Annotated in this window: 19 protein-coding genes; 12 read left to right on the plus strand and 7 right to left on the minus strand. The window is 58.4% G+C overall.

Features of this window, described 5'->3' with window-relative positions; genetic code table 11:
• Window positions 1-132 precede the first annotated feature (132 nt).
• Window positions 133-1,251, minus strand: a complete 1,119-nt coding sequence (locus tag ACSIPU_RS05930; protein WP_196551255.1) for a succinylglutamate desuccinylase/aspartoacylase family protein — start codon at window positions 1,249-1,251, stop codon at window positions 133-135.
• Window positions 1,252-1,265: 14 nt separating this feature from the next.
• On the opposite strand from ACSIPU_RS05930, the gene ACSIPU_RS05935 reads away from it, so the two are divergent.
• Window positions 1,266-1,721, plus strand: a complete 456-nt coding sequence (locus ACSIPU_RS05935) for an Lrp/AsnC family transcriptional regulator (protein ID WP_004103726.1) — start codon at window positions 1,266-1,268, stop codon at window positions 1,719-1,721.
• Here ACSIPU_RS05935 and ACSIPU_RS05940 read toward each other — a convergent pair whose 3' ends face one another.
• From ACSIPU_RS05940 to ACSIPU_RS05955, 4 genes are all read right to left on the minus strand, one after another.
• On the minus strand, window positions 1,722-2,447 hold the full coding sequence (locus ACSIPU_RS05940) for an ABC transporter permease (protein WP_004103727.1): 726 nt from the start codon (window positions 2,445-2,447) through the stop codon (window positions 1,722-1,724).
• Window positions 2,444-3,136: an ABC transporter permease gene (locus tag ACSIPU_RS05945; RefSeq protein ID WP_004103729.1), complete on the minus strand. Its 693-nt coding sequence runs from the start codon at window positions 3,134-3,136 to the stop codon at window positions 2,444-2,446. Before ACSIPU_RS05945 ends, ACSIPU_RS05940 begins: the two co-directional genes overlap by 4 nt.
• 64 nt (window positions 3,137-3,200) lie before the next feature.
• Window positions 3,201-3,974, minus strand: a complete 774-nt coding sequence (locus ACSIPU_RS05950; protein ID WP_064372572.1) for an ABC transporter substrate-binding protein — start codon at window positions 3,972-3,974, stop codon at window positions 3,201-3,203.
• Between the two features lie 28 nt (window positions 3,975-4,002).
• Complete coding sequence (locus tag ACSIPU_RS05955) at window positions 4,003-4,764, minus strand: dimethylarginine dimethylaminohydrolase family protein (protein ID WP_004113999.1); 762 nt, start codon at window positions 4,762-4,764, stop codon at window positions 4,003-4,005.
• 383 nt (window positions 4,765-5,147) lie between these two features.
• Between ACSIPU_RS05955 and ACSIPU_RS05960 the strand changes: the two genes are divergently transcribed.
• The 11 genes from ACSIPU_RS05960 (at window position 5,148) to yegS (ending at window position 23,115) form a co-directional block, all read left to right on the plus strand.
• Window positions 5,148-6,401: an MdtA/MuxA family multidrug efflux RND transporter periplasmic adaptor subunit gene (locus ACSIPU_RS05960; protein ID WP_105890518.1), complete on the plus strand. Its 1,254-nt coding sequence runs from the start codon at window positions 5,148-5,150 to the stop codon at window positions 6,399-6,401.
• Window positions 6,401-9,523: an MdtB/MuxB family multidrug efflux RND transporter permease subunit gene (locus ACSIPU_RS05965; RefSeq protein WP_004114003.1), complete on the plus strand. Its 3,123-nt coding sequence runs from the start codon at window positions 6,401-6,403 to the stop codon at window positions 9,521-9,523. The genes ACSIPU_RS05960 and ACSIPU_RS05965 overlap by 1 nt, the downstream gene beginning before the upstream one ends.
• Window positions 9,524-12,601: a multidrug efflux RND transporter permease subunit MdtC gene (mdtC, locus tag ACSIPU_RS05970; RefSeq protein ID WP_196557453.1), complete on the plus strand. Its 3,078-nt coding sequence runs from the start codon at window positions 9,524-9,526 to the stop codon at window positions 12,599-12,601.
• A gap of 1 nt (window position 12,602) precedes the next feature.
• Window positions 12,603-14,018 (plus strand): MFS transporter, encoded by a 1,416-nt coding sequence (locus tag ACSIPU_RS05975; RefSeq protein ID WP_135800479.1) that lies wholly within the window; start codon window positions 12,603-12,605, stop codon window positions 14,016-14,018.
• A complete protein-coding gene (gene baeS / locus ACSIPU_RS05980) occupies window positions 14,015-15,544 on the plus strand; it encodes a two-component system sensor histidine kinase BaeS (RefSeq protein WP_032728501.1) in 1,530 nt (509 codons plus the stop codon). The genes ACSIPU_RS05975 and baeS overlap by 4 nt, the downstream gene beginning before the upstream one ends.
• Window positions 15,541-16,263, plus strand: coding sequence for a two-component system response regulator BaeR (gene baeR, locus ACSIPU_RS05985; protein WP_004103744.1), 723 nt, complete (start codon window positions 15,541-15,543; stop codon window positions 16,261-16,263). The genes baeS and baeR overlap by 4 nt, the downstream gene beginning before the upstream one ends.
• Window positions 16,264-16,462: 199 nt before the next feature.
• Window positions 16,463-17,662, plus strand: coding sequence for a PcfJ domain-containing protein (locus ACSIPU_RS05990; RefSeq protein WP_135800478.1), 1,200 nt, complete (start codon window positions 16,463-16,465; stop codon window positions 17,660-17,662).
• Window positions 17,662-18,378 (plus strand): DUF1266 domain-containing protein, encoded by a 717-nt coding sequence (locus ACSIPU_RS05995; RefSeq protein ID WP_004103748.1) that lies wholly within the window; start codon window positions 17,662-17,664, stop codon window positions 18,376-18,378. Before ACSIPU_RS05990 ends, ACSIPU_RS05995 begins: the two co-directional genes overlap by 1 nt.
• An 11-nt stretch (window positions 18,379-18,389) precedes the next feature.
• The gene (locus ACSIPU_RS06000; RefSeq protein ID WP_196557452.1) at window positions 18,390-20,501 is read left to right on the plus strand and encodes a DUF4034 domain-containing protein; all 2,112 of its coding nucleotides are present in this window, start codon (window positions 18,390-18,392) and stop codon (window positions 20,499-20,501) included.
• A gap of 115 nt (window positions 20,502-20,616) precedes the next feature.
• Complete coding sequence (gene yegQ, locus ACSIPU_RS06005; RefSeq protein ID WP_004114016.1) at window positions 20,617-21,978, plus strand: prephenate-dependent tRNA uridine(34) hydroxylase TrhP; 1,362 nt, start codon at window positions 20,617-20,619, stop codon at window positions 21,976-21,978.
• A 243-nt stretch (window positions 21,979-22,221) separates the two neighbouring features.
• Window positions 22,222-23,115: a lipid kinase YegS gene (gene yegS / locus ACSIPU_RS06010; RefSeq protein ID WP_004103756.1), complete on the plus strand. Its 894-nt coding sequence runs from the start codon at window positions 22,222-22,224 to the stop codon at window positions 23,113-23,115.
• Here the strand turns inward: yegS and ACSIPU_RS06015 are convergent, their stop codons facing one another.
• Together ACSIPU_RS06015 and ACSIPU_RS06020 are read right to left on the minus strand one after the other, a co-directional pair.
• Window positions 23,116-23,586 (minus strand): hypothetical protein, encoded by a 471-nt coding sequence (locus ACSIPU_RS06015; RefSeq protein WP_004103758.1) that lies wholly within the window; start codon window positions 23,584-23,586, stop codon window positions 23,116-23,118.
• Complete coding sequence (locus ACSIPU_RS06020) at window positions 23,573-24,382, minus strand: winged helix-turn-helix domain-containing protein (RefSeq protein WP_004103760.1); 810 nt, start codon at window positions 24,380-24,382, stop codon at window positions 23,573-23,575. Before ACSIPU_RS06020 ends, ACSIPU_RS06015 begins: the two co-directional genes overlap by 14 nt.
• Between the last annotated feature and the right edge of the window lie 359 nt (window positions 24,383-24,741).

Raw genomic sequence — 24,741 nt, forward strand, 5'->3', positions numbered from 1 at the left:
AAAAGCAGACGGGGTTACAACTCTTTTTTTAGTTTTTATAGTAAAAGTTGATGTGCTCGTTGACGTGCATCAAGCAAGTTCATTCCGCCACGGCCAACGGCGGGTAAAAATACGCTCAGGGATGCTGTCCGCTTACATCGCCAGCCCGCCGCCGCCGCTGAACGGCTGCTCGCCGGCGATTTTCATTATTTCCGCCCCCAGCGTGACAAACGGCGCCCGCCGGCTGGCATAAATCAGCCCGCCCGATGTCGGCCGCACCGCTTTGACCATATCGGTCAGCGGGTCGATGATTTCCGCGACGACATCGTCGGCGCTGACCCATTCGCCCGGCTGTTTTAGCGGCACCAGGATGCCGGTCGCCGGCGCGGTGACAATCTCTCCGGCAGCAAACGGCAGCATCACCGTTTCCTGCTGCGGCACCGCAGGCTTGTCGCCCGCCAGCACGCCGCGGTACTGCAGATAACGGTAAATACGTTCGGCGTCGTCGCAGGCGGTAGCGTGATTCACCTCGTGCTGGCCGCGCAGCTCGACGGTCACCGCCATACAGCCGGGCTGCTGCGGGCCCCACGCCGGGTTTAGCGCGCTCAAACGCTGCCACGGCAGGCCGCAGGCCTCATCAAACGAGTTGCCCCCGCTCTCCTGGGACAGCAGCACGACGCCAATACCGAGAAAAGCCGCCAGTACGTTCGCCTCGCGTTGCCAGGCCGGATCGGCGTAAAGGTGCAAAATCGCCTGGTCATCGCAATGGAGATCGAGCACCAGATCGGCATCGCAGGCGAGGCTCAGCAGATGTTGACGCAGGGCCTGAACCTCGCTTGCCACGGGAAGCGCCGCCAGCGCCTTCTGCATGGCATCGCGCACCTGCTGGAGATATTCGGCGCGCGTAGCGGGCGATTCCGCGGGTAGCCAGGGCTGCGCCAGCGCCGCCAGATCGGGAAAGTCGCGGTTGAAATTGCGCCCGCTCGCCAGATCGAAACGGCCAATGCCGCTGTTAAGCAGCAGCTGAGCCAGCCCCGGCGGATTGGCTACCGGCACCATAATAATTTCACCGCGCAGCTCGCCCCGTCGTTCCGCCTGGCTGAGTAATCTTTTAAGATAATGCAGAACCAGCATGCCCGGAATTTCATCGGCGTGCAGCCCCGCCTGCAGATAGACTTTCTCGCCGGCGCCGGGCGCGCCGAAATGAAAATGGCTTAATTGCCGCTGCCCACCGAGCGCATGTTGAGGTAATGTATCGTGTTTAATTTTCATTGGACGTCCCATCTGTGGAAAAGAAAACCCGGCTTGACCGTATCGATCATAAGATCCTTGAAATCCTGCGCCGGGATGGCCGCATTTCTTATCAGAAGCTCTCGGAGCAGGTAAATCTCACCGCGCGTCCATGTCTGGAACGCGTGCGCGGCCTCGAGCGTGACGGCATCATTCGCGGCTACAGCGCCATTATCGAACTGCCCGAGCCGGAGCATGCGTTTGTGGTGCAGGCGCAAATCGCCCTGGCCGACCACGGCCGCTCGCAGCCGGTGTTTGAACAGGAGATGCGCCAGACGCCCGAAGTGCTGGACTGCTGGCTGGTGAGCGGCAGCTTCGACTTTCTGGTACGCATCGGCTGTCGCAGCATGGCGCACTATTGCCAGCTGGCGGATAGCTGGCTGACCAGTAAAAAGTTTCACGTTGATAAAATCGTTACTCTGACCGAACTCCAGGCGATTAAGCGCTCCTGATTAGCCGCGGCGGATAAACGCCAGCCAGCGCCGTTCGGCGCGGGAAAAGGCGAAAATCAGCAGAAAGGTGCACAGGAGATAGAGCGCCGCGGCCATCAGAAACGGAATAAACGGCGACCAGGTCATGGCGTAGAACGCGCGGGCCACGCCGGTAATATCCAGCAGGGTTACCGTGCTGGCCAGCGAGGTGGCGTGGAGCAAAAAGACCATTTCATTATTCAGCGCCGGGATCCCGCGTCTGAGCGTCGCGGGCAGCACCAGACGACGAATAATCTGCCATTTCCCCATCCCATAGGCTTCTCCGGCAACCCACTCCTGACGGGGAAAGGTCAGCATCATCCCCGCCAGCAGCTCCGCAACGTAAGCGGAGGTGTTCAGCACCAGCGCCAGCGTGGCGCAGAAAGTCGCATCGCGAAACAGCAGCCAAAACGGCTGCTCGTTCATCCAACCCGTCTGCACGATATCGAACTGCGACAGGCCGTAGTAAATCAGCATCAGTTGCAGATAGAGCGGCGTGCTGCGGAAAAAATACGTAAAACCACGGATGGGCAGCGCCAGCGCGCGCGGGCCGTACACCTGCCCCACCGCCAACGCAATCGCCAGCGCCATCCCGGGAACGATGGAGAGCAAAAACAGCTCCGCCGTTATCGCCAGCCCGCTGGCGGCACCGTTGCCGTCGCTCCAGATAAAGCTCGGGATCGCATCGAGAAAGGTTTGCAGATTCATAGCGCGGCCCCCGCCGTGGAAGAACGCAGCGCATAACGCTTCGCCAGGCGGCTAAACAACCAGCTGGAGAGCGCGGTAATGACCATATAAATCAGGGAAACCAGGAAATAGAAGAGGAACGGTTTCTGCGTGGCGCGCCCGGCCTGCTCGGCCAGCCATACCATGTCCTCCAGGCCCAGGATCGACACCAGCGCCGACGCTTTCATCAGCCCCAGCCAGTTATTATTGATCCCGGGAATCGCGAAGCTCAGCATCTGCGGCAGCATCACCCGGCGAAATACCGTCCACGGGCGCATTCCGTAGGCCTGCGCGGCTTCGGTTTGCCCGCGATCGACGGTCAGAAATGCGCCGCGAAAGGTCTCGGTGTAATAGGCGCCGAACACAAAGCCAATCGCCAGCACGCCGGAAAAAAAGGTATTGAAGCGCACCGGCCCCAGCCCCACCGCTGCCAGCAGCAGGTTAACCAGCATCTCGCCGCCGAAAAACAGCAGTAGCATAATCACCAGCTCGGGAATACCGCGTACCAGGGTGGTGTAGGCGGTGGAAAACAGGCGCAGCCACGGCGGGCCAAAGAGTTTAACCAGCGAGTTGATCAGGCCCAGCAGCAGCGCGACCAGCAATGAGCAGAGCATCACGCACAGCGAAAGCGCCGCGCCGCGTAACAGTAAGGGTAAATAGTCTGCGACCATGTTCAGCCTTCCACGGGTGCCGTAAAGGGGCGCAAGCCAGCGCCTGCGCCCTCGCCTTCACGGCTTATTTGCCATAAATATCAAAGCTAAAGTATTTTTTCTGGATAGCGTCGTAGGTGCCATCGGCGCGAATAGCCTTGATAGCGCTGTTCAGGGCATCCCGCAGCGCCGGATTATCTTTATTGACCGCAATCCCCACATCGGAAGAGATGCCGCCGTCCTGAATGACCGGACCGGCAAAAGCGAATTTCTGCCCGCGCGGGGTATCAATAAAGCCGGTCGCCGCCTGGATATTATCCTGCAAAGCGGCGTCAATACGTCCGGAGAGCAGGTCGAGGTAGACGTTATCCTGATTCGCGTAGCTGACGATCTTCACGCCGTGGTTGGCCCAGTTAGCCTTCGCAAACGCTTCATGGGTGGAACCGGTCTGGACGCCGACGGTCTTGCCTTTCAGGCTGGCGACCTCAGGCAGCAGCGGGCTACCTTTGCGCGCCACCAGCTGCGCTGCGCTGCGGTAGTAGCGGTCGGTGAAGTCCACTTCCTTTTTACGCGCATCGGTCATATTGAGCGAAGCGATAATGGCATCGAACTTATGCGCATTGAGAGCGGCAATCATGCTTTCGAACGGCTGCTTAACGAAAACGCATTTGGCTTTTAGCTGGGTGCACAGCGCGTTGGCGATATCAATATCAAAACCGGTAATTTCACCGCTGGGGGCCAGTACGTCAAACGGCGGATAGCCGCCATCGACGCCAAAGCTAATGGTATCAAACTGCTGGGCGGCCAGCGGCGCGCTGAGCGCCATGCAGGCCAGTAGTGCGGCAAGGCGTAGTTTCATTTCGATCTCCCCGGTGTCGGCGCAAAAATTAAAAACGCAGTGAGAGGCAGGTCAGGCCGCCATCCATTTTCTTAAATTCGCTGGTGTCGAGCTGCACGACAGGCATTCCCAGCTTGCTGATTTCGCCCAGGGTACAGGGGTAGCCCTGCGGCGTAATTAAGGTATCGTTGATCCACAGCGTATTTCCGGCGTAGGCCTCTTCCTCCGGGATCACGATACGGTTGAAGCCGCTAAACGCCGGATGGTTAACGTAGCCTTCCGTCAGCAGCAGCGTATTGCGGCCCACATAGTTGACGATCGATTTCAGATGCAGACCGGCGCTCACGTCAATCGCCGTCACCGTGTAGCCGTGCGGCTCAACGGCGGCGGCAAATTCGCGGATCCCCTGCTCATCGGTACGCGCCGTCAGGCCGATAAAAAATCGTTTGCCCACCAGCAGCACGTCGCCGCCGTCCATATGTCCGCTTTCGCTCATCTGCACCAGTGGACGAAACCCCGCCAGCACCGGCGCAATGGTATCGACTTCGCCCTGACGGCTCGGCGCGCCCGGATGAGTAATCACCGCCAGTTCCGGCATGACCACCGCGGTATCTTCAACAAAGTGCGCATCGGGATATTCCGCCGCGGCAGGAAGCACGGTGACCTTCAGGCCGAGCTGCAGAAGGGTCTCTACATAGGCGAGAAACTGGCGCGTGGTGGCAGCGATATCCGGCGCGCCCAGTTGGGCGGTAGTTTGTCCTGCGCCGCAGGTGGCGGCCGGTAGACGGGCGATAGCTTGGGTAAAATGCATAAAGAACCCTCTGATAGTGGTCGCATTGCTTAAAGCAAAATCTTGAGTGAATTTGATTATTAAACAGATGCGCCTGCCAATCAGGCTGAATCACGCCCCGGGGCCGCTTATTCACGCTGTATATCAGCCTGGCTGCGACGCATTCCGCTGTGACCCTTAAGAAACAGCGAATGACCGGCGATAATTAACCGGGTTCCTCGCCCGGCTAAGCAAAATCGTTAAGCGAATTTTACGCCTAACTATTCATCGTAACCGGCTCAAGGAAAAGCGTTTTTTCCAGACGTTTCTGGACAGTCTTTTCATAATTCCTCCATTTTTAAGCGGCGTTCGCTGACTAAACTAGTATCATCCCGTGAAACGTTTCAGGATGAGATAGCAAATTAATGAAAGGTAGCAATAAAAGCCGTTGGGCAGCCGTGCTGGTGGTAGCGATCGTCGCGGGCGCCGCGTACTGGTTCTGGCAGGGTCGCGAAGCGGCAAATAGCGGCGCGCCGACGGCGACAGGCGCGCGTCAGCAGAGCCCCGGAGGCGGACGGCCCGGTCGTTTTGGCGCCGCCCTCGCGCCGGTACAGGCGGCAACCGCGACCAGCGAAGCGGTGCCGCGCTACCTTTCCGGCCTCGGCACCGTGACGGCGGCGAATACCGTCACCGTGCGCAGCCGCGTCGACGGCCAGCTTCTGGCGATCCACTTTACCGAAGGCCAGCAGGTCAAAGCGGGCGATCTGCTCGCGGAAATCGATCCCAGCCAGTTTAAAGTCGCCCTCGCCCAGGCCGAGGGGCAACTGGCCAAAGATCGGGCGACCCTCGCCAACGCCCGCCGCGATCTGGCGCGCTACCAGCAGCTGGTGAAAACCAATCTGGTGTCGCGCCAGGAGCTGGATACCCAGCAGTCGCTGGTCAGCGAAACCCAGGGCACGATTAAGGCGGACGAAGCCGCTGTCGCCAGCGCCCAGCTGCAGCTGAACTGGAGCCGCATCACCGCGCCGATTGACGGCCGGGTCGGCTTAAAACAGGTGGATATCGGCAACCAGATCTCCAGCGGCGACACCACCGGCATTGTGGTGCTGACGCAAAACCACCCTATTGATGTGGTCTTTACGCTGCCGGAAAACCAAATCGCCACCGTCGTACAGGCGCAAAAGGCGGGGAAAAAGCTGGCGGTCGAAGCCTGGGACCGCACCAATAAACAGAAAATCAGCGAAGGCTCGCTGCTGAGCCTCGATAACCAGATTGACGCCACCACCGGCACTATCAAGCTGAAAGCGCGCTTTACAAACCTTGATGACGCCCTGTTCCCCAATCAATTCGTCAACGCCCGTATGCTGGTCGATACTGAGCAAAACGCGGTAGTGATCCCAACCGCCGCGCTGCAAATGGGTAACGAAGGTCATTTCGTCTGGGTACTGAACGACGAGAACAAGGTCAGCAAGCACACCGTCACGCCGGGTATTCAGGACAGTCTTAAAGTGGTGATCAACGCCGGTCTTTCCGCCGGCGATCGCGTGGTCACTGACGGGATCGATCGTCTGACCGAAGGCGCAAAAGTTGAGGTCGTCGAAGCCCACGATGCGGCAACCGCCGCCGAGCCGGAAAAAGCCACCAGCCGCGAATACGGTAAAAAAGGAGCGCGCTCCTGATGCAAGTGTTACCGCCGAGCAGTACGGGCGGCCCTTCCCGTCTGTTTATCATGCGCCCGGTCGCCACGACGCTGTTAATGGTGGCCATCATGCTGGCCGGGATTATCGGCTATCGATTCTTACCGGTTTCGGCGCTGCCGGAAGTGGACTACCCGACGATTCAGGTGGTAACCCTCTATCCCGGCGCCAGCCCGGACGTGATGACTTCATCCGTGACGGCCCCGCTGGAGCGCCAGTTTGGCCAGATGTCCGGGCTCAAGCAGATGTCCTCCCAGAGCTCCGGCGGCGCGTCGGTGGTCACGCTCCAGTTCCAGCTCACGCTGCCGCTGGACGTCGCGGAACAGGAAGTACAGGCGGCCATCAACGCCGCCACCAACCTGCTGCCTTCTGACCTGCCTAACCCGCCGGTCTACAGCAAAGTTAACCCCGCCGATCCGCCGATTATGACCCTCGCGGTCACCTCTTCCGCCGTGCCGATGACCCAGGTCGAGGATATGGTCGAGACCCGCGTGGCGCAGAAGATCTCCCAGGTTTCCGGCGTCGGGCTGGTCACCCTCGCGGGCGGCCAGCGCCCGGCGGTACGCGTCAAGCTCAACGCCCAGGCCATCGCCGCGCTCGGGCTGACCAGCGAAACGGTGCGCACCGCGATAACCAGCGCCAACGTCAACTCGGCGAAAGGGAGCCTTGACGGCCCGGCGCGGGCGGTGACCCTCTCCGCCAACGATCAGATGCAGTCGGCAGAAGATTATCGCCGCCTGATTATCGCCTGGCAGAACGGCGCGCCGATTCGCCTCGGCGACGTCGCCACCGTGGAACAGGGCGCGGAAAACAGCTGGCTCGGGGCATGGGCGAACAATCAGCGGGCGATCGTCATGAACGTCCAGCGCCAGCCGGGGGCCAATATTATCTCTACCGCCGACAGCATCCGCCAGATGCTGCCGCAGTTGACCGAAAGCCTGCCGAAATCAGTCAAAGTACAGGTGCTTTCCGACCGCACTACCAACATCCGGGCGTCGGTTAGCGACACTCAGTTCGAGCTGATGCTGGCTATCGCCCTGGTGGTGATGATTATTTACGTCTTTCTGCGCAATGTCCCGGCGACGATTATTCCCGGCATCGCCGTGCCGCTATCGCTGGTCGGCACCTTTGCGGTAATGGTGTTTCTCGATTTCTCGATTAACAACCTGACGCTGATGGCCCTGACCATCGCCACCGGCTTTGTGGTCGATGATGCCATCGTGGTGATCGAAAACATCTCGCGCTATATCGAGAAAGGCGAAAAGCCGCTGGCCGCCGCCCTGAAAGGGGCCGGAGAGATTGGCTTTACCATTATCTCGTTGACCTTCTCGCTGATTGCGGTGCTGATCCCGCTGCTGTTTATGGGCGATATCGTGGGCCGCCTGTTCCGCGAGTTCGCCATTACCCTGGCGGTGGCGATCCTGATCTCCGCGGTGGTGTCGCTGACCCTGACGCCGATGATGTGCGCCCGCATGCTGAGCCACGAGTCGCTGCGCAAGCAGAACCGCTTCTCGCGCGCCAGCGAGCGTTTCTTTGAGCGGGTGATCGCCGTCTATGGCCGCTGGCTGAGCCGGGTATTGAATCATCCCTGGCTGACACTGAGCGTGGCCCTCGGTACCCTGGTGCTGTCGATTATGCTATGGGTGTTTATTCCGAAGGGCTTTTTCCCGATTCAGGACAACGGCATCATTCAGGGTACGCTGCAGGCGCCGCAGTCGGCGTCGTTCGCCAACATGGCCGAGCGCCAGCAGCAGGTGTCGGCGGCGATACTCAAAGATCCGGCGGTGGAAAGCCTGACCTCCTACGTCGGGGTTGACGGCACTAACCCGGCGCTCAACAGCGCCCGCCTGCAAATCAACCTTAAGCCGCTGGACGAGCGCGACGATCGCGTGCAGACGGTGATCGGCCGCCTGCAGAACGCGGTGAGCGGGATTCCCGGCATTGAGCTTTACCTTCAGCCCACGCAGGATCTGACCATTGACACCACCGTCAGCCGCACTCAGTACCAGTTCACCCTGCAGGCGAACTCGCTGGATGCGCTCAGCAACTGGGTGCCACAGCTGCTGACCCGGCTGCAGGCGCTGCCGCAGCTCTCCGACGTCAGCAGCGACTGGCAGGACAAGGGCCTGGCGGCGTATATCAACGTTGACCGCGATAGCGCCAGCCGCCTCGGCATCAGCATGGCGGACGTCGATAATGCGCTGTATAACGCCTTCGGCCAGCGTTTAATCTCCACCATCTATACCCAGGCGAATCAGTACCGCGTGGTGCTGGAGCATGATACCCAGGCCACGCCGGGGCTGGCGGCGCTGGATAATATTCGCCTGACCAGCAGCGACGGCGGGATTGTGCCGCTGAAATCCATCGCCAGCGTCGAGGAGCGTTTTGCCCCGCTATCCATAAACCATCTCGATCAGTTCCCGGTCACCACCATCTCGTTTAACGTGCCGGATAACTATTCGCTGGGCGATGCGGTCGATGCCATCCTTGGCGCCGAACAGGCGCTGGAATTCCCGAGCGATATCCGCACCCAGTTCCAGGGCAGCTCTCTGGCTTTCCAGTCGGCGCTGGGCAGCACCGTCTGGCTGGTGGTCGCTGCGGTAGTGGCGATGTATATCGTCCTCGGAGTACTGTATGAAAGCTTTATTCACCCGATAACGATTCTCTCCACCCTGCCGACGGCGGGCGTGGGCGCGTTGCTGGCGCTGTGGCTGGCGGGGAGCGAACTGGACGTTATCGCGATTATCGGCATCATACTGCTGATCGGCATCGTCAAGAAAAACGCCATCATGATGATCGACTTCGCGCTGGCCGCCGAACGCGAACAGGGCATGCCGCCGCACGAGGCTATCTACCAGGCCTGTCTGCTGCGCTTTCGTCCCATCCTGATGACCACCCTCGCCGCCCTGCTCGGCGCGCTGCCGCTGATGCTCAGCACCGGCGTCGGCGCGGAGCTGCGCCGTCCGCTGGGGATTGGCATGGTCGGCGGTCTGATGCTCAGCCAGGTGCTGACCCTGTTCACTACCCCGGTGATCTATCTGCTGTTCGACCGACTGTCGCTGTATATGAAGAGCCGATTCCCGCGGCGTGAAGAGGAGGCGTAGGTGAAGTTTTTCGCGCTCTTCATTTACCGTCCGGTGGCGACGATTCTGATTTCGCTCGCCATTACTCTCTGCGGCATCCTCGGTTTTCGCCTGCTGCCGGTAGCGCCGCTGCCGCAGGTGGACTTCCCGGTTATCATGGTCAGCGCCTCGCTGCCCGGCGCGTCGCCGGAGACTATGGCCTCTTCGGTGGCGACGCCGCTGGAGCGCTCTTTGGGGCGGATTGCCGGGGTCAATGAGATGACCTCCTCCAGCTCGCTCGGCAGTACGCGCATCATTCTTGAGTTCAACTTTGACCGCGATATCAACGGCGCTGCCCGCGACGTGCAGGCGGCGATTAACGCTGCGCAAAGCCTGCTGCCGAGCGGTATGCCGAGCCGTCCGACCTATCGCAAAGCCAACCCGTCAGACGCGCCGATCATGATCCTCACCCTCACCTCGGATACCTGGTCCCAGGGTGAGCTGTACGACTTCGCCTCAACCCAACTGGCGCAGACCATTGCCCAGATTGACGGCGTCGGCGACGTCGACGTCGGCGGCAGTTCGCTGCCCGCTGTGCGCGTCGACCTCAACCCGCAGGCGCTGTTTAACCAGGGCGTGTCGCTCGACGCGGTGCGCACCGCCATCAGCAACGCCAACGTGCGTAAACCGCAGGGGGCGCTGGAAGATGCCACCCACCGCTGGCAGGTGGCGACCAACGACGAGCTGAAAACTGCTGCCGAATACCAGCCGCTGATCGTGCACTACAACAACGGCGCGGCGGTGCGCCTCGGCGACGTCGCCAACGTCACCGATTCGGTGCAGGACGTGCGCAACGCCGGGATGACTAACGCCAAACCGGCGATTTTGCTGATGATCCGTAAGCTGCCGGAGGCCAATATCATTGAGACGGTGGACAGCATTCGCGCCCGTCTGCCGGAGCTACAGCGCACCATCCCGGCCTCTGTCGATCTGCAAATCGCCCAGGACCGTTCGCCGACCATCCGCGCCTCGCTGGAGGAAGTTGAGCAAACGCTGGTGATCTCGGTGGCGCTGGTGATCCTCGTGGTCTTCCTCTTCCTCCGCTCGGGGCGCGCGACGCTGATCCCGGCGGTGGCGGTTCCGGTTTCGCTGATCGGCACCTTCGCCGCCATGTACCTGTGCGGCTTCAGCCTTAACAACCTGTCGCTGATGGCGCTGACCATCGCTACCGGCTTCGTGGTTGATGACGCCATCGTGGTGCTGGAAAACATTTCCCGCCATCTCGAAGCGGGCATGAAGCCGCTGCAGGCGGCGCTGCAGGGGAGCCGGGAAGTCGGATTTACCGTTCTGTCGATGAGCCTGTCGCTGGTGGCGGTATTCCTGCCGCTGCTGCTGATGGGCGGCCTGCCGGGAAGGCTGCTGCGCGAATTCGCCGTTACTCTGTCGGTGGCGATCGGCATCTCGCTGGCGGTCTCCCTGACCCTGACGCCGATGATGTGCGGCTGGCTGCTGAAAAGCGGCAAGCCGCACGAGCCGACGCGCAAGCGCGGTGTTGGCCGCCTGCTGGTGGCGATTCAGGGCGGATACGGTAAGTCGCTGAAGTGGGTACTGAAGCATAGCCGCTTAACCGGCCTGGTGCTGTCTGGCACCATCGCGCTGAGCGTCTGGCTCTATATTTCGATTCCTAAAACCTTCTTCCCGGAGCAGGACACCGGGGTGCTGATGGGCGGGATCCAGGCCGATCAGAGCATCTCGTTCCAGGCGATGCGCGGCAAGCTGGAGGACTTTATGAAGATCATCCGTGGAGATCCGGCGGTGGACAACGTCACCGGTTTTACCGGCGGCTCGCGGGTCAACAGCGGGATGATGTTTATCACCCTGAAGTCGCGCGATGAGCGCCATGAAACGGCGCAGCAGATTATCGATCGGCTGCGGAAGAAGCTGGCCAAAGAGCCGGGGGCCAACCTGTTCCTGATGGCGGTACAGGATATCCGCGTCGGCGGCCGTCAGGCCAACGCCAGCTACCAGTACACGCTGCTGTCTGACGACCTTGCGGCGCTGCGGGAGTGGGAACCCAAAATCCGCAAAACGCTGGCGGCGCTGCCGGAACTGGCGGACGTCAACTCCGACAGCCAGAATAACGGCGCCGAGATGGACCTGATCTACGACCGCGATACCATGTCGCGACTCGGCATCAGCGTGCAGGATGCCAATAATCTGCTGAATAACGCCTTCGGTCAGCGGCAGATCTCAACCATCTACCAGCCGCTGAACCAGTATAAAGTGGTGATGCAGGTCGACCCGGTCTACACCCAGGACGTCAGCGCCCTCGATAAAATGTTTGTGATCAACAGCGAAGACAAGCCGATCCCGCTATCCTATTTCGCCAAATGGCAGCCGGCCAACGCCCCGCTGTCGGTGAACCATCAGGGGCTGTCGGCGGCATCGACCGTGTCGTTTAACCTGCCTACCGGCAAATCGCTGTCAGAAGCCAGCGACGCCATTAACCGGGCGATGACCCAGCTTGGCGTACCGTCCAGCGTCCGCGGGTCGTTCGCCGGGACCGCGCAGGTGTTCCAGGAGACCATGAACTCGCAGGTGATCCTGATTCTGGCGGCTATCGCCACGGTCTATATCGTGCTGGGGATCCTCTATGAGAGCTACGTTCATCCGCTAACCATTCTGTCGACTATTCCGTCCGCGGGCGTCGGCGCGCTGCTGGCGCTGGAGCTTTTCGATGCCCCGTTCAGCCTAATCGCGCTTATCGGGATTATGCTATTAATTGGCATTGTGAAGAAAAACGCCATCATGATGGTCGACTTTGCCCTGGAAGCGCAGCGCAACGGCAACCTGCCGCCGGAAGAGGCAATCTTCCAGGCCTGTCTACTGCGCTTCCGGCCGATAATGATGACCACCCTGGCGGCGCTGTTCGGCGCGCTGCCGCTGGTTATCTCTGGCGGCGATGGCGCCGAGCTGCGCCAGCCCTTAGGGATTACCATTGTCGGCGGTCTGGTGATGAGTCAGCTGTTGACCCTGTATACCACGCCGGTGGTCTATCTATTCTTCGACCGTCTGCGGCTGCGTTTTTCGCGAAAAGTCCATCAACCGGTAAGCGAATAACATGACAGATCTTCCTTCCAGCGTACGCTGGCAGCTGTGGATAGTGGCCTTTGGCTTTTTTATGCAGGCGCTGGATACTACCATCGTTAACACCGCCCTCCCCTCAATGGCGCAAAGTCTTGGGGAGAGCCCGCTGCATATGCATATGGTTATCGTCTCCTACGTGCTGACGGTGGCGGTGATGCTGCCCGCCAGCGGCTGGCTGGCGGATCGTGTCGGAGTAAGAAATATCTTTTTTAGCGCCATCGTGCTGTTCACCGCCGGCTCCCTGTTCTGCGCGCAGGCCGCCACGCTCGATCAGCTGATTCTGGCCCGGGTGCTGCAGGGCGTCGGCGGCGCAATGATGGTTCCCGTAGGCCGCCTGACGGTAATGAAAATTGTCCCGCGCAGCCAATATATGGCGGCGATGACCTTCGTCACCCTGCCCGGCCAGGTGGGGCCGCTGCTCGGCCCGGCGCTCGGCGGGATGCTGGTGGAGTACGCCTCCTGGCACTGGATCTTTCTGATCAATATTCCGGTTGGCATCGTCGGCGCCATCGCCACGCTGTGGCTGATGCCCAACTACACTCTGCAAACCCGGCGCTTTGATATCCTCGGCTTTATTTTGCTGGCCGCCGGCATGGCGACGCTCACCCTGGCGCTCGACGGCAAAAAGGGGCTCGGAATCTCCCCCCTGTGGCTGACGGCGCTGGTGGCCATCGGCGCGGCGTCAATTCTGTGCTATCTGTGGCACGCGCGCGGCAACCGCAACGCGCTGTTCAGCCTGAAGCTGTTCAACAACCGCACCTTTTCTCTCGGCCTTGGCGGCAGCTTCGCCGGGCGCATCGGCAGCGGCATGCTGCCGTTCATGACCCCGGTGTTTTTACAGATTGGCCTCGGCTTTTCGCCGTTCCACGCCGGGCTGATGATGATCCCGATGGTGCTTGGCAGCATGGGAATGAAGCGCATTGTGGTTCAGGTGGTCAACCGCTTCGGCTATCGTCGGGTGCTGGTGACTTCAACGATCGGCCTCGCGCTGGTCAGCCTGCTATTTATGGGCGTCGCGCTCGCGGGCTGGTACTGGCTGCTGCCGGTGGTCCTGTTTCTGCAGGGAATGATTAACTCCAGCCGCTTCTCCTCAATGAATACCCTGACCCTGAAAGACCTGCCCGACGATCTGGCCAGCAGCGGCAACAGCATGCTATCGATGGTCATGCAGCTGTCGATGAGTATCGGCGTCACTATCGCCGGGATGCTACTCGGTCTCTACGGCCAGCAGCATATCGGCGTCGATGCGGCGACCGCTCATCAGGTGTTTCTTTATACCTACTTAAGCATGGCGGTGGTTATTGCGCTGCCGGCACTCATTTTTTCCCGCGTACCGGACGACACCACGATGAATACCGTGCTTCGTCGCCGTAAAAGGAGTGAGTCTTGAAGTTCTGGCGTCCCGGCATTACCGGCAAGCTGTTTATCGCGATTCTTGCCACCTGCATCGTGCTGCTAATCAGCATGCACTGGGCGGTGCGTATCAGTTTTGAACGCGGCTTTATCGACTATATCAAGCGCGGCAACGAACAGCGCCTGACCATGCTCGGCGATGCCCTGAGCGAACAGTATGCCCAGCACGGCAGCTGGAAGTTCCTGCGCAACAACGACCGCTTTATTTTCCAGCTGCTGAAAACCTTTGAGCGCGACAATGACGATCGCTCGCCGCCGGGTCGCGGTATGGGTCCGATGGACGAACCGCGTCCGGGCCCCGGCCCCGGAGAGATGCCGCCGGATGCCGCGCCGGACCGCCCCCTTGAGGGCCCGCGCGGCGATCGTGGCGATCGCGGTCCCGGTCCTGATATGCCTCCGCACGGCTGGCGCACGATGTTCTGGGTGGTCGATCAGAAAGGGCGCGTACTGGTGGGCCCGCGCGAGCGCGTCCCGACAGACGGCACCCGGCGCAGCATTATGGTTAACGGCGTCGAGGTTGGCGCGGTCATTGCCTCGCCGGTTGAGCGCCTGACGCGCAATACCGATATCAACTTCGACCGTCAGCAGAAACGCACCAGCTGGCTGATTGTCGCCCTCGCTACGCTGCTGGCGGCGCTGGCCACCTTCCCGCTGGCGCGCGGTCTGCTCGCCCCGGTTAAACGGCTGGTTGAGGGGACTCACCGTCTGGCGGCCGGCGATTTCTCCACCCGGGTCACCGCCACCAGCAGCGATGAACTGGGGCGCCTGGCGAAAGATTTCAACCAGCTAGCCAGTACCCTTGAACGCAATCAGCAAATGCGCCGCGACCTGATGGCCGATATTTCTCATGAACTGCGCACGCCGCTGGCGGTGCTGCGCGGCGAGCTGGAGGCGATTCAGGATGGCATCAGGAAATTTACCCCGGATTCCATCGCCTCCCTACAGGCGGAGGTCGCCACCCTCACCAAACTGGTCGAGGATTTGCACCAGCTTTCCATGTCCGATGAAGGCGCCCTCACCTACCAGAAAAGCTCGGTGGATATTATTAATCTGCTGGAGGTCGCCGCCGGCGCGTTTCGCGAGCGCTTCGCCAGCCGTGGACTGTCGATTGGCGTTTCGCTGCCGGAAAGCGCGGCGATTTTCGGCGACCGGGATCGCCTGATGCAGCTGTTCAACAACCTGCTGGAAAACAGCCTGCGCTATACCGATAGCGGCGGCGGCCTGCAGATTAGCGCCAGCCAGAGCGGCCAGATGCTGATTCTCGACTTTGCCGATAGCGCGCCCGGCGTCACCGACGAACAGCTGGAGCGGCTGGTTGAGCGCTTTTATCGTACCGAAGGGTCGCGTAATCGTGCCAGCGGCGGCTCTGGTCTGGGGCTGGCAATTTGCCTTAACATCGTGGCTGCCCACGGCGGCACTTTACGTGCCGGCCATTCGCCTTTGGGCGGGGTTAGCATTAAAGTAGAGTTACCTCTGGAACGTAATTTATCGAGAGACGTATGACTGAATTACCTGTTGATGAAAACACGCCGCGCATTCTTATCGTGGAAGATGAGCCCAAACTGGGCCAATTGCTGATCGATTATCTTCAGGCGGCGGGTTATGCGCCGACGCTGATCAATCACGGCGATCGGGTTCTACCGTACGTTCGCCAGACGCCGCCGCATCTGATCCTGCTGGATCTGATGCTGCCCGGTACCGACGGACTCACTCTGTGCCGGGAAATCCGCCGTTTCTCTGAGGTTCCTGTGGTGATGGTAACCGCCAAAATCGAGGAGATCGACCGCTTGCTGGGGTTAGAAATCGGCGCCGATGACTATATCTGTAAGCCCTACAGCCCGCGTGAAGTGGTGGCCCGCGTGAAGACCATTCTTCGCCGCTGCAAGCCGCAGCGCGATCTGCAGGCGCTGGATGCCGAAAGCCCGCTGATTGTCGACGAGGGCCGCTTCCAGGCTTCCTGGCGCAACAAGCTGCTGGACCTCACGCCCGCCGAGTTCCGGCTGCTGAAGACCCTCTCTCAGGAGCCGGGTAAAGTCTTCTCCCGTGAACAGCTGCTCAATCATCTGTACGATGATTACCGCGTGGTCACCGATCGCACTATTGACAGCCATATCAAAAACCTGCGCCGCAAGCTGGAATCGCTGGACGCCGAGCAGTCATTTATCCGCGCCGTTTACGGCGTTGGATATCGCTGGGAAGCCGACGCCTGCCGCCTGGCGTAACCGCCCAGCTCCGGCTCAGCGCCGGGGCTGGCATTTTCTGTTATCCGCTCCCACAAATAAGCCCCTCAGCGGCGCTTCAGGAAAAAACTGCGCCCTTCGGGTCATAATCTGAGAATACTGGCAAAAATAAGAAATACGTCACCGGCATGATATATTGCAGGCGGATATTCTCTATATATTCAACTGCGCAAGGAATGCCATGAGTAATATTCATAGAAAATATAGTCCACGAAATATAATTAACGCCCCTGATGTAAAATCGGCCATTATTTCTCGCAGCGAACAGCGTGACGACGGTAGTAGTATTCAACGCTGGCTAAGCAACCATTTTTTTCGCTGGGCTATCGGTAATTTTCCCCACGTTTACCCCGTACGCTCCGCCGCCGATTATGCGGTTTACTTTGGCGCGGAGAAGGCGATCCCCGCGTGGTTGATATCCGGGCTGGGCGGCGGCGGCGCCTTTTACTATCTTAATCCACAGCATCCGCAGCTGCTGGCGACGGAAAGGGAGTTACTGGAGTTCCTGTCGCGGCTGGAAGGCACGCGGCTGGAAAGCAAACTTCAGCGCATTAACTGTTTCACCGTCCTGGACATGCGCGAGGCCGAGCACCAGAAAATGCAGCGCCTGCGCGAACGAGGCTGGTACCCCTCCAGCGACGACGCCATTAAGCCGCTGATGAAGGGCACTGCTGGGCAGTGGGTCGCCTTCGATGCCGCCAGCCCGGCCTTGCGTAGTGAAATGGCCTATGAATCCTGGCATATGCAGCACTGCGTCGGCCAGTTCGAGGATAAAGGATCACTCTCCGGCGGCTACGGCGAGTACTACGCCCGGCAAATTGAACAAGGCGCATTTCGCCTTCTGAGCCTGCGCGACGAAAATAATATTCCCCACGTCACCCTGAGCCTGAGGATAAATAATGACAGCATGAGTATCGATCAAATTAAAGGTAAGCAGAACCAGCATCCTGTTAAAAAATATGCCGCCGACGTTTTGGCTTTATTACATTATCTGCAACCACGTCCCGAGCGCCACGCCGATTGTGAAGGTATGGGGATCGTCTATGAAGCGACGCCGCAATTTGCTGGCTGGAAATTTATCACCGATGTGGTTGATTTTGATTTTTTACTCAACGTTCTGCATAACAATTTTCATTTAATGACGCACTTCCCTCACCCACCGGTGGCGCTACAGTGGCTGCTTCTGCACAGCGCTCCGGAGGCATTGCGCTATCTTCGGACGATCGATCCCAACGTGGCGACCGCGGCGGAAATGCTGTTCCCACAGCATGAATGGCACCCTACGCTTGCCGGGAAAAACACCTGCAGCCAGCCTTTTGAAATTGAGAGCCTGACGCTACAAACCACGCGCTACCGACCCCACACCGGAGAGAGTCCTTGATGCTGCTGATAGCCTTGTTTACCACCGCTTATTACCTGCGCTTACGCGCCAAAAAAAAGAATAAACAGCTGGTTGCCGCCCGCATCGCCGAGGAAAAAGAAAAGGACCGTCTTAACGATCTGCGCCGCGATAGCCGAAGACGCCAGTGGGCGCTGGCGTTAGCCGATCTCCTCTCGCACCGCAATGGCCTGCCGACAAAAGGCGTACAGCTGGCGTTGAAACTTGATGATGACCAGCGCCGCCACCTGACGCAGCAGGTAAAAAAAGAACTGGGCTTGCATCAGCACCTCGACGGCGCGGCGTTACGCCAGCAGATCGCCGAGATCCTGCGCTGCTGGCCGGCGGGCATGGGCAACTCGCCGCGCACGTTTTACCACCACCTGGCGGCCCAGGGCCGGGTTCGCGACGCGCTGGCGTTCGACTGCATGCGCACCGCCTTTCTGACGCGCTGTATCGCCGGACTCGGCTGGTGCGACGAAAATCAGGCCTGGCTGGTTCTCCTGTTAAACGCCCAGCGGGCGCAGGATTGTTTTGCTTCGTGGGAAGATTACGCCACCGCCTACGTCCGCGCCCGCCGGGTACGGCTGGCATTAATGGATACGCCAACGGCGGTTGCCGGACGCGATGTGCAGGAGGTGGCCTGTTATCTGAAAGCCTCCTTCAGCCGCTGGAAAACGCTGCCGTGGAATGACTTCAAAATTTTCGACCCGGTTTAAAAGGAGTGTATATGGAAAAGGATGACCCACTGCTCACCGCCATGTTTGAGATGTGCAACCGTAAAAATCCCCTCAATGACGGACAGCGCGAGTGGTCTATCGCGGATCTTCCCGGCCTGTTGCGCGAAGGATGTTATGACGAGCTCGAGGCGCGCTATAGCCGGGCGCTGGCGGAAAGCCTGACCAGCCGCGAGGCGGAAAAACGTTACTTCCTCGCCTGGACGCAGATGTGCAACCATTTTTACGATATGGATGCGCTGGTCGAGGCCGGGCCTGCTGGGTTAGCGCCGATCAAAAACTGGCAGCGCGCCCGCCCGCGCTCCAGCTATGCCTGGCTTGCTGAGGCCCAGTACTGGAACCACCGCGCGTGGCTCTATCGCAGCTACGGCTGGGCGCAGGATACCACCCGCGCCATGTGGATCTGCGCCAGCGCCTGCAATGAGCGGATGGTCATTGCCGTTCTCTACGCCATCGACCTCGAACCACGCCAGTGGATGGCGGCGTCCCTGACCAGCACTAACTCTAAGGTCTTCGGCCAGCCCGACTGGCTGGCTGAGTTCCTTGCCGGCGCTGAGGTTGCAGGACGACCGCTGATGCAGGAACTGGCTGAGTATCACCGCCGCTCACCGCAGGAAGTGGAGGCGCTGATGGCCCATTCCGGTCTGTCGTTTGCCGACGCGGTATGCCCGGATCTGCCTCGTCCGCAGGTACTGCCTGCGTGCGATGGCGACGCCGGGCAACGCTACTGGCTCGCCGTTTGTCTGGCGATTTTCCCGACGGCATTTTACGCGCTGGATGAGTATATTCCGTTTCGTATGCCGCGCTGGGGAGGATCGCATCAGGAGATCCGCGAATTTCTGGCATCAACGGTATGCGATCATCTTACCGCCGCCGAGCGGGAGCATCTGGAACTTTTAATCTGGTGGGATGACCATCGCGATCTGCGTATCAATGAAGTGGATTCACCGACCGAGCGGGAGCATATTATCGCCAAAGCCGAAGAGATTGCCCGGCGGGCGCACATGGCGCAGTCTCGCCACCATGCGCTGGAGTGGCTGTTGCTCTGCTATAGCGATTTAGACGATAAAGACGCGCTCTGGCTCACCCTGCAGCGTTCGGTCATGGAAAAAGTGAAGCTCAACAATTACTACACCGCGTGGGCGTTAAAGTTTGCGCTGCGCGATTTCCCGGACAGCGAGTGGATTTACAATTTCATCTGCCAGAATGCGCAACAAACCGAATACGGCGTGCCGAAAATCTATCGCGGCTACTTCCAGTACGCGGGGTTATTTGGCTTTGAAAAAGATGAAGCGCAGGGCGCCGTCTGGCTCGATAGCGTCGCCGACATTGAATACGACCATAACTGGCGGGCGGCGATAAAAGATTTTCGCTGGCTCGGTTACCCCGAATATCTCCTGCCTCTGGCCCACCTTGGCGCCCGGAGAAACATCCCCAGCGCGCTTAATCAGCTCGGGGTGGAATCTCATGCCAGAGATAACGGAGGCTTGTTGCCGTACGATCCCGCCATCGCCTTCGGTTACTGCCAGCAAGCGGCCGAGATTTTACGCCAGCACGTCGCGCAGCGCGACGCAGATAATAAATATCGCTTGATCGCCAACGGCGGCGATGACGGCTATGAACAGGACCTGCAGGAGATCCATTTCCGTATGGCCAACTGCTGCGAACGTCTGATCAACCAGGCTCCGCCGGCGGAAAAGCGCGCTGCTTACGAAAAAAACCTTCTCGATAATCTCTATCTGGCCTCCCGCTATGGCGATAAGCGGGCCTGGGAACTCTTTCTGCTTAATATCGCCGGCGTAAAAGATTTAGCGCTGGCGCACTCACATTTGCAACAGGTGCAGGAAGCGGCAAATAAAGGTTCGCCGGAGGCCATGGTGGCGCTGTCGCAGCTGTACGGTAACAAACGGGATAAAGCGCTTTATAATATGAAACAGAGCGCGCGCTGGGCGCATTTTTTCATCACCTTGTACCCTGAACATGAATTATTCATGGATCTGGATGCTCTCCATTTCGATTCTTTCTGGAAACGCTGGCGCTTTGCCTGGTACACCTCACGTATCCCGGATTCCGAGCTGCCGGGGCAGGTCAACTCCATGGTGTAAGGTGGTTTACTCCCCTGCCCCACAGCGCTACAATGCCCGCCCTTAATGTGGGGGCACTCCCCAACTCGCCGCACCGGGTGCGGCGAATCTGACCTGTCATCAGAACGAGAAAATCATGTTTAAACCGGAACTCCTTTCCCCGGCGGGAACGCTGAAAAATATGCGTTACGCTTTCGCCTATGGCGCAGATGCCGTTTATGCGGGCCAACCCCGCTACTCCCTGCGCGTGCGTAACAACGAATTCAATCACGAAAATCTGCAGCTCGGCATTAACGAAGCCCACGCGTTGGGTAAAAAATTCTATGTGGTGGTTAACATTGCCCCGCATAACGCCAAGCTGAAAACGTTTATTCGCGATCTGAAGCCGGTGGTGGAAATGGGGCCGGATGCGCTGATCATGTCCGATCCGGGCTTAATTATGCTGGTGCGCGAACATTTTCCCGACATGGATATTCATCTGTCGGTGCAGGCCAACGCCGTGAACTGGGCGACAGTCAAGTTCTGGCAGCAAATGGGGCTGACCCGCGTCATTCTCTCCCGCGAGCTGTCGCTGGATGAAATCGCCGAAATTCGCAGCCAGGTGCCGGAGATGGAAATTGAAATCTTCGTTCACGGCGCGCTGTGCATGGCCTACTCTGGCCGCTGCCTGCTCTCGGGCTATATCAACAAACGCGATCCGAACCAGGGCACCTGCACCAACGCCTGCCGCTGGGAGTACAACGTGCAGGAAGGTAAAGAAGACGACGTCGGTAATATCGTGCATAAGCACGAACCGATCCCGGTGCAGAACGTCGAGCCGACGCTGGGCATCGGCGCGCCGACTGACCAGGTGTTTATGATTGAAGAGGCCAAACGTCCGGGCGAATACATGACCGCGTTTGAAGACGAACACGGCACCTATATCATGAACTCGAAAGATCTGCGCGCTATCGCTCACGTCGAGCGGCTGACCCAGATGGGCGTTCATTCGCTGAAAATCGAAGGCCGCACGAAATCACATTACTATTGTGCCCGTACCGCTCAGGTCTACCGCAAGGCCATTGACGACGCCGCCGCAGGCAAACCGTTCGATACTTCCCTGCTGGATACCCTGGAAAACCTCGCGCATCGCGGCTATACCGAAGGTTTTCTGCGTCGCCATACGCACGATGACTACCAGAACTATGAGCACGGCTACTCTGTTTCCGAACGCCAGCAGTTCGTCGGCGAATTTACCGGCGAGCGCAACGGCCAGCTGGCGGCGGTGGCGGTGAAAAATAAATTTTCCGTCGGCGATAGCCTTGAGCTGATGACCCCGCAGGGCAACGTCAACTTTACTCTCGAACATATGGAAAACGGCAAAGGCGAGCGAGTGTCGGTAGCGCCGGGCGACGGGCACACAGTATGGTTGCCTGTCCCGGAAGATATGGTGCTGCAATATGCTCTGCTGATGCGCAACTTTACTGGTCAGACAACCCGAAACCCGCACAGTAACTAGTTAATTTGGGTTATTTTTTCACGATGTAAAGATATTAGAAACGGATCACATACCGTTTCGTTCAAAGCAGATATCATCCATTTCGCTGAAAAACATAACCCATAAATGCTAGCTGTACCAGGAACCACCTCCTTAGCCTGCGTAATCTCCCTTACGCGGGCTTATTTTTTATCTCTCCCCCCGCCTTCGCTTTCTTCATGCGGTACACTTTATGCATTACTGAGCAATAAAGGTCCCCTGATAATGTCCACGTTTCCAGCCAGCTTACTGATTCTGAATGGCAAAGGCGCCAATGAACCGCAGCTACGCGAGGCGGTTAAACTGTTACGCGACGAAGGAATCGATATTCACGTCCGCGTCACCTGGGAAAAAGGCGATGCCGTTCGCTTTGTCGATGAAGCTCTGCAGCTGAACGTCGAAACGGTGATTGCCGGCGGCGGTGATGGCACCATCAATGAGGTGGCGACGGCGCTGGTCGAGCGCGACGGTAAAATGGCGCTGGGGATTTTGCCGCTGGGCACGGCGAACGACTTCGCCACCAGCGTCGGCATCCCGCAGGATCTGGCCAGCGCGCTGAAGCTGGCCATCGTTGGCCGCGAAGTGGCGATAGATATTGCGCGAGTTAACGATAAGACCGGTTTTATTAATATGGCCACCGGCGGTTTCGGCACCCGCATTACGACCGAAACCCCGGAGAAACTCAAGGCCGCGCTCGGCGGCGTCTCGTATTTGATCCACGGCCTGATGCGCATGGATACGCTCAAGCCGGACCGCTGCGAAATCCGCGGCGAGAACTTTCACTGGCATGGCGATGCACTGGTCATCGGCATCGGCAACGGGCGTCAGGCCGGCGGCGGCCAGCAGCTGTGCCCGGAAGCATTAATCAATGATGGCCTGCTGCATCTGCGCATTTTCACCGGCGAAGAGCTGATCCCTGCGCTGTTCAGCACCCTGGCAAATCCGCAAACCTCGCCGAATATCATCGACGGCGTCTCATCGTGGTTTGAGATAACCGCCCCTCATGAGATGACGTTTAACCTCGACGGCGAACCGCTGACCGGTAAAACCTTCCGCATGGAGCTTTTACCGGCCGCGCTACGCTGCCGACTTCCTCCCGACTGTCCGCTGCTACGTTGATCAGGTTTCGCAAAGCAAAGACGGCGCCCGACTGGTATACAGCAGCCGGGTTCGTTGATTGAGCCGCTGAATATTAAGGTAAAACGGCACCTGCGGCTGCAGGAAAAACTTGGGCAGGATGTTGTTAATATGCTTCTCCTGCTCGGTTTCGCCGATGCTGGCAGAGACGGTTTCCGATCGCAGGAAGTAGTGCTGGCCGTCGCGGGTAAAGCTAAACCAGATGTTCTGGTTGATGGTAAACGATTCACCCTGCGGCGGCGTAATCTCTCCCCGGACAATCACCAGCCCACGGGTGCTATCAAATACGAAGCGTAATGAAATATCGCCCTGATAACCTGAGTTTAATAGCCGCATCTCACCGCTGCACTGGAAATGATTGCGCTGCCAGTATTGCCAGGATTTTATCGTCATACCGCTTAATACTCCGATAAATACGATAGCGATTAACCATTTAATTTCACGCCGGCGCATTGACTACCTCCTTAATGTAATATTTGGTGAGGCATTGATTATCACGCCATTGACTAAATGGCTGACGGCAGCGAATCACCGACACCCGCGCTTGCCCGGGATAAAGCGTCAAATAAATCCATGGATATTCTTCGCATTCAAATTTACTGCGCTTGATAAAATTGACATGACGAACATGGTCAACTACGTCATTATTGGCAAAGAAGTGACATTGTTGCGAAAATTTAGCAATTATGGGCGAATAACTTTGCAAATAAGATTCGAATTCTGTTTGCCACGCAACAAATCCACAAACCAGACAACTCAGCAGCGCCGCAAGCCCCCACAAAAGAGAGCGTCGCGGCCTTAACCGCTTTTTTTCGGGCAAACTCGCAGCTGCGACCTCCTTATGAACAGGCTCGTCAACGGGCGCTTGTGGCTCCTCCGCCGTCGGTGCCTTCTCTACATCGCGCGGCTGAGATTCCGTCACCGTTAATGTTGCATCCAGCCTGACGCCTACCCTCGGCACCGTAATAATAATATCCTCGTCTACCCCCAGCTCCTTAAATGCCCGACGTAACAGGGAAATATTCTGGTAAAAACCGTTGCTGGTTACCTGGGCGCCATGCTTTATCCACACTTCCTCAAAAAAGGTTTCGCGGGCAACAGTATTGCCATCATGCTGAATAAGCAGTAATAAACAGCGGCTGGCCGGCATATTTAAGGAAACCGTTTTCGTCTCGTCAGCAATAAGTATTAGAGCGCTACGCTGAGGAAAAAAGGCAATTCTTCCATTAATCGTATATATTTTTTCCATCCTGTTCTCTGAGAATAGTAATCACGTGGATGAGCGGCAGGGGGTACCCTACTATAAATAGGGTAATCCGCCATGACGTTGATGACATCTTAAGATTATTCGCAGGCGAGTTTACTCTATTACTCAGCAGATCTGGAGGCGTAATACGCAGTTTTTCCTTGTTATTAGCAAGGTTTAAATGAATTTACAGAACGGAATATTTTGTACTTCGAATTGAAATTGGCTATTTATTTCAAAAAAAATAATAAATACAAGTTATAATTCGTAAAAGATGCATTCACACAACAGATACTTTCATTTTAGATCTAAATACCACATTTACATTAATAGACGATATTTATAACTATAACTACATATCG

The sequence above is a fragment of the Klebsiella sp. HN106 genome, from assembly GCF_051209435.1.
Classification (GTDB): Bacteria; Pseudomonadota; Gammaproteobacteria; order Enterobacterales; family Enterobacteriaceae; genus Klebsiella; species Klebsiella oxytoca.

Excerpts from the sequence above, each read along its gene's own strand:
- ACSIPU_RS05930 (WP_196551255.1), bottom strand. The coding sequence starts at position 1,251 with ATGAAAATTAAACACGATACATTACCTCAACATGCGCTCGGTGGGCAG.
- ACSIPU_RS05940 (WP_004103727.1), bottom strand. The coding sequence starts at position 2,447 with ATGAATCTGCAAACCTTTCTCGATGCGATCCCGAGCTTTATCTGGAGC.
- ACSIPU_RS05945 (WP_004103729.1), bottom strand. The coding sequence starts at position 3,136 with ATGGTCGCAGACTATTTACCCTTACTGTTACGCGGCGCGGCGCTTTCG.
- ACSIPU_RS05950 (WP_064372572.1), bottom strand. The coding sequence starts at position 3,974 with ATGAAACTACGCCTTGCCGCACTACTGGCCTGCATGGCGCTCAGCGCG.
- ACSIPU_RS05955 (WP_004113999.1), bottom strand. The coding sequence starts at position 4,764 with ATGCATTTTACCCAAGCTATCGCCCGTCTACCGGCCGCCACCTGCGGC.
- ACSIPU_RS05960 (WP_105890518.1), top strand. The coding sequence starts at position 5,148 with ATGAAAGGTAGCAATAAAAGCCGTTGGGCAGCCGTGCTGGTGGTAGCG.
- ACSIPU_RS05965 (WP_004114003.1), top strand. The coding sequence starts at position 6,401 with ATGCAAGTGTTACCGCCGAGCAGTACGGGCGGCCCTTCCCGTCTGTTT.
- ACSIPU_RS05975 (WP_135800479.1), top strand. The coding sequence starts at position 12,603 with ATGACAGATCTTCCTTCCAGCGTACGCTGGCAGCTGTGGATAGTGGCC.
- baeR (WP_004103744.1), top strand. The coding sequence starts at position 15,541 with ATGACTGAATTACCTGTTGATGAAAACACGCCGCGCATTCTTATCGTG.
- ACSIPU_RS05990 (WP_135800478.1), top strand. The coding sequence starts at position 16,463 with ATGAGTAATATTCATAGAAAATATAGTCCACGAAATATAATTAACGCC.
- ACSIPU_RS05995 (WP_004103748.1), top strand. The coding sequence starts at position 17,662 with ATGCTGCTGATAGCCTTGTTTACCACCGCTTATTACCTGCGCTTACGC.
- ACSIPU_RS06000 (WP_196557452.1), top strand. The coding sequence starts at position 18,390 with ATGGAAAAGGATGACCCACTGCTCACCGCCATGTTTGAGATGTGCAAC.
- yegQ (WP_004114016.1), top strand. The coding sequence starts at position 20,617 with ATGTTTAAACCGGAACTCCTTTCCCCGGCGGGAACGCTGAAAAATATG.
- yegS (WP_004103756.1), top strand. The coding sequence starts at position 22,222 with ATGTCCACGTTTCCAGCCAGCTTACTGATTCTGAATGGCAAAGGCGCC.
- ACSIPU_RS06015 (WP_004103758.1), bottom strand. The coding sequence starts at position 23,586 with ATGCGCCGGCGTGAAATTAAATGGTTAATCGCTATCGTATTTATCGGA.
- ACSIPU_RS06020 (WP_004103760.1), bottom strand. The coding sequence starts at position 24,382 with ATGGAAAAAATATATACGATTAATGGAAGAATTGCCTTTTTTCCTCAG.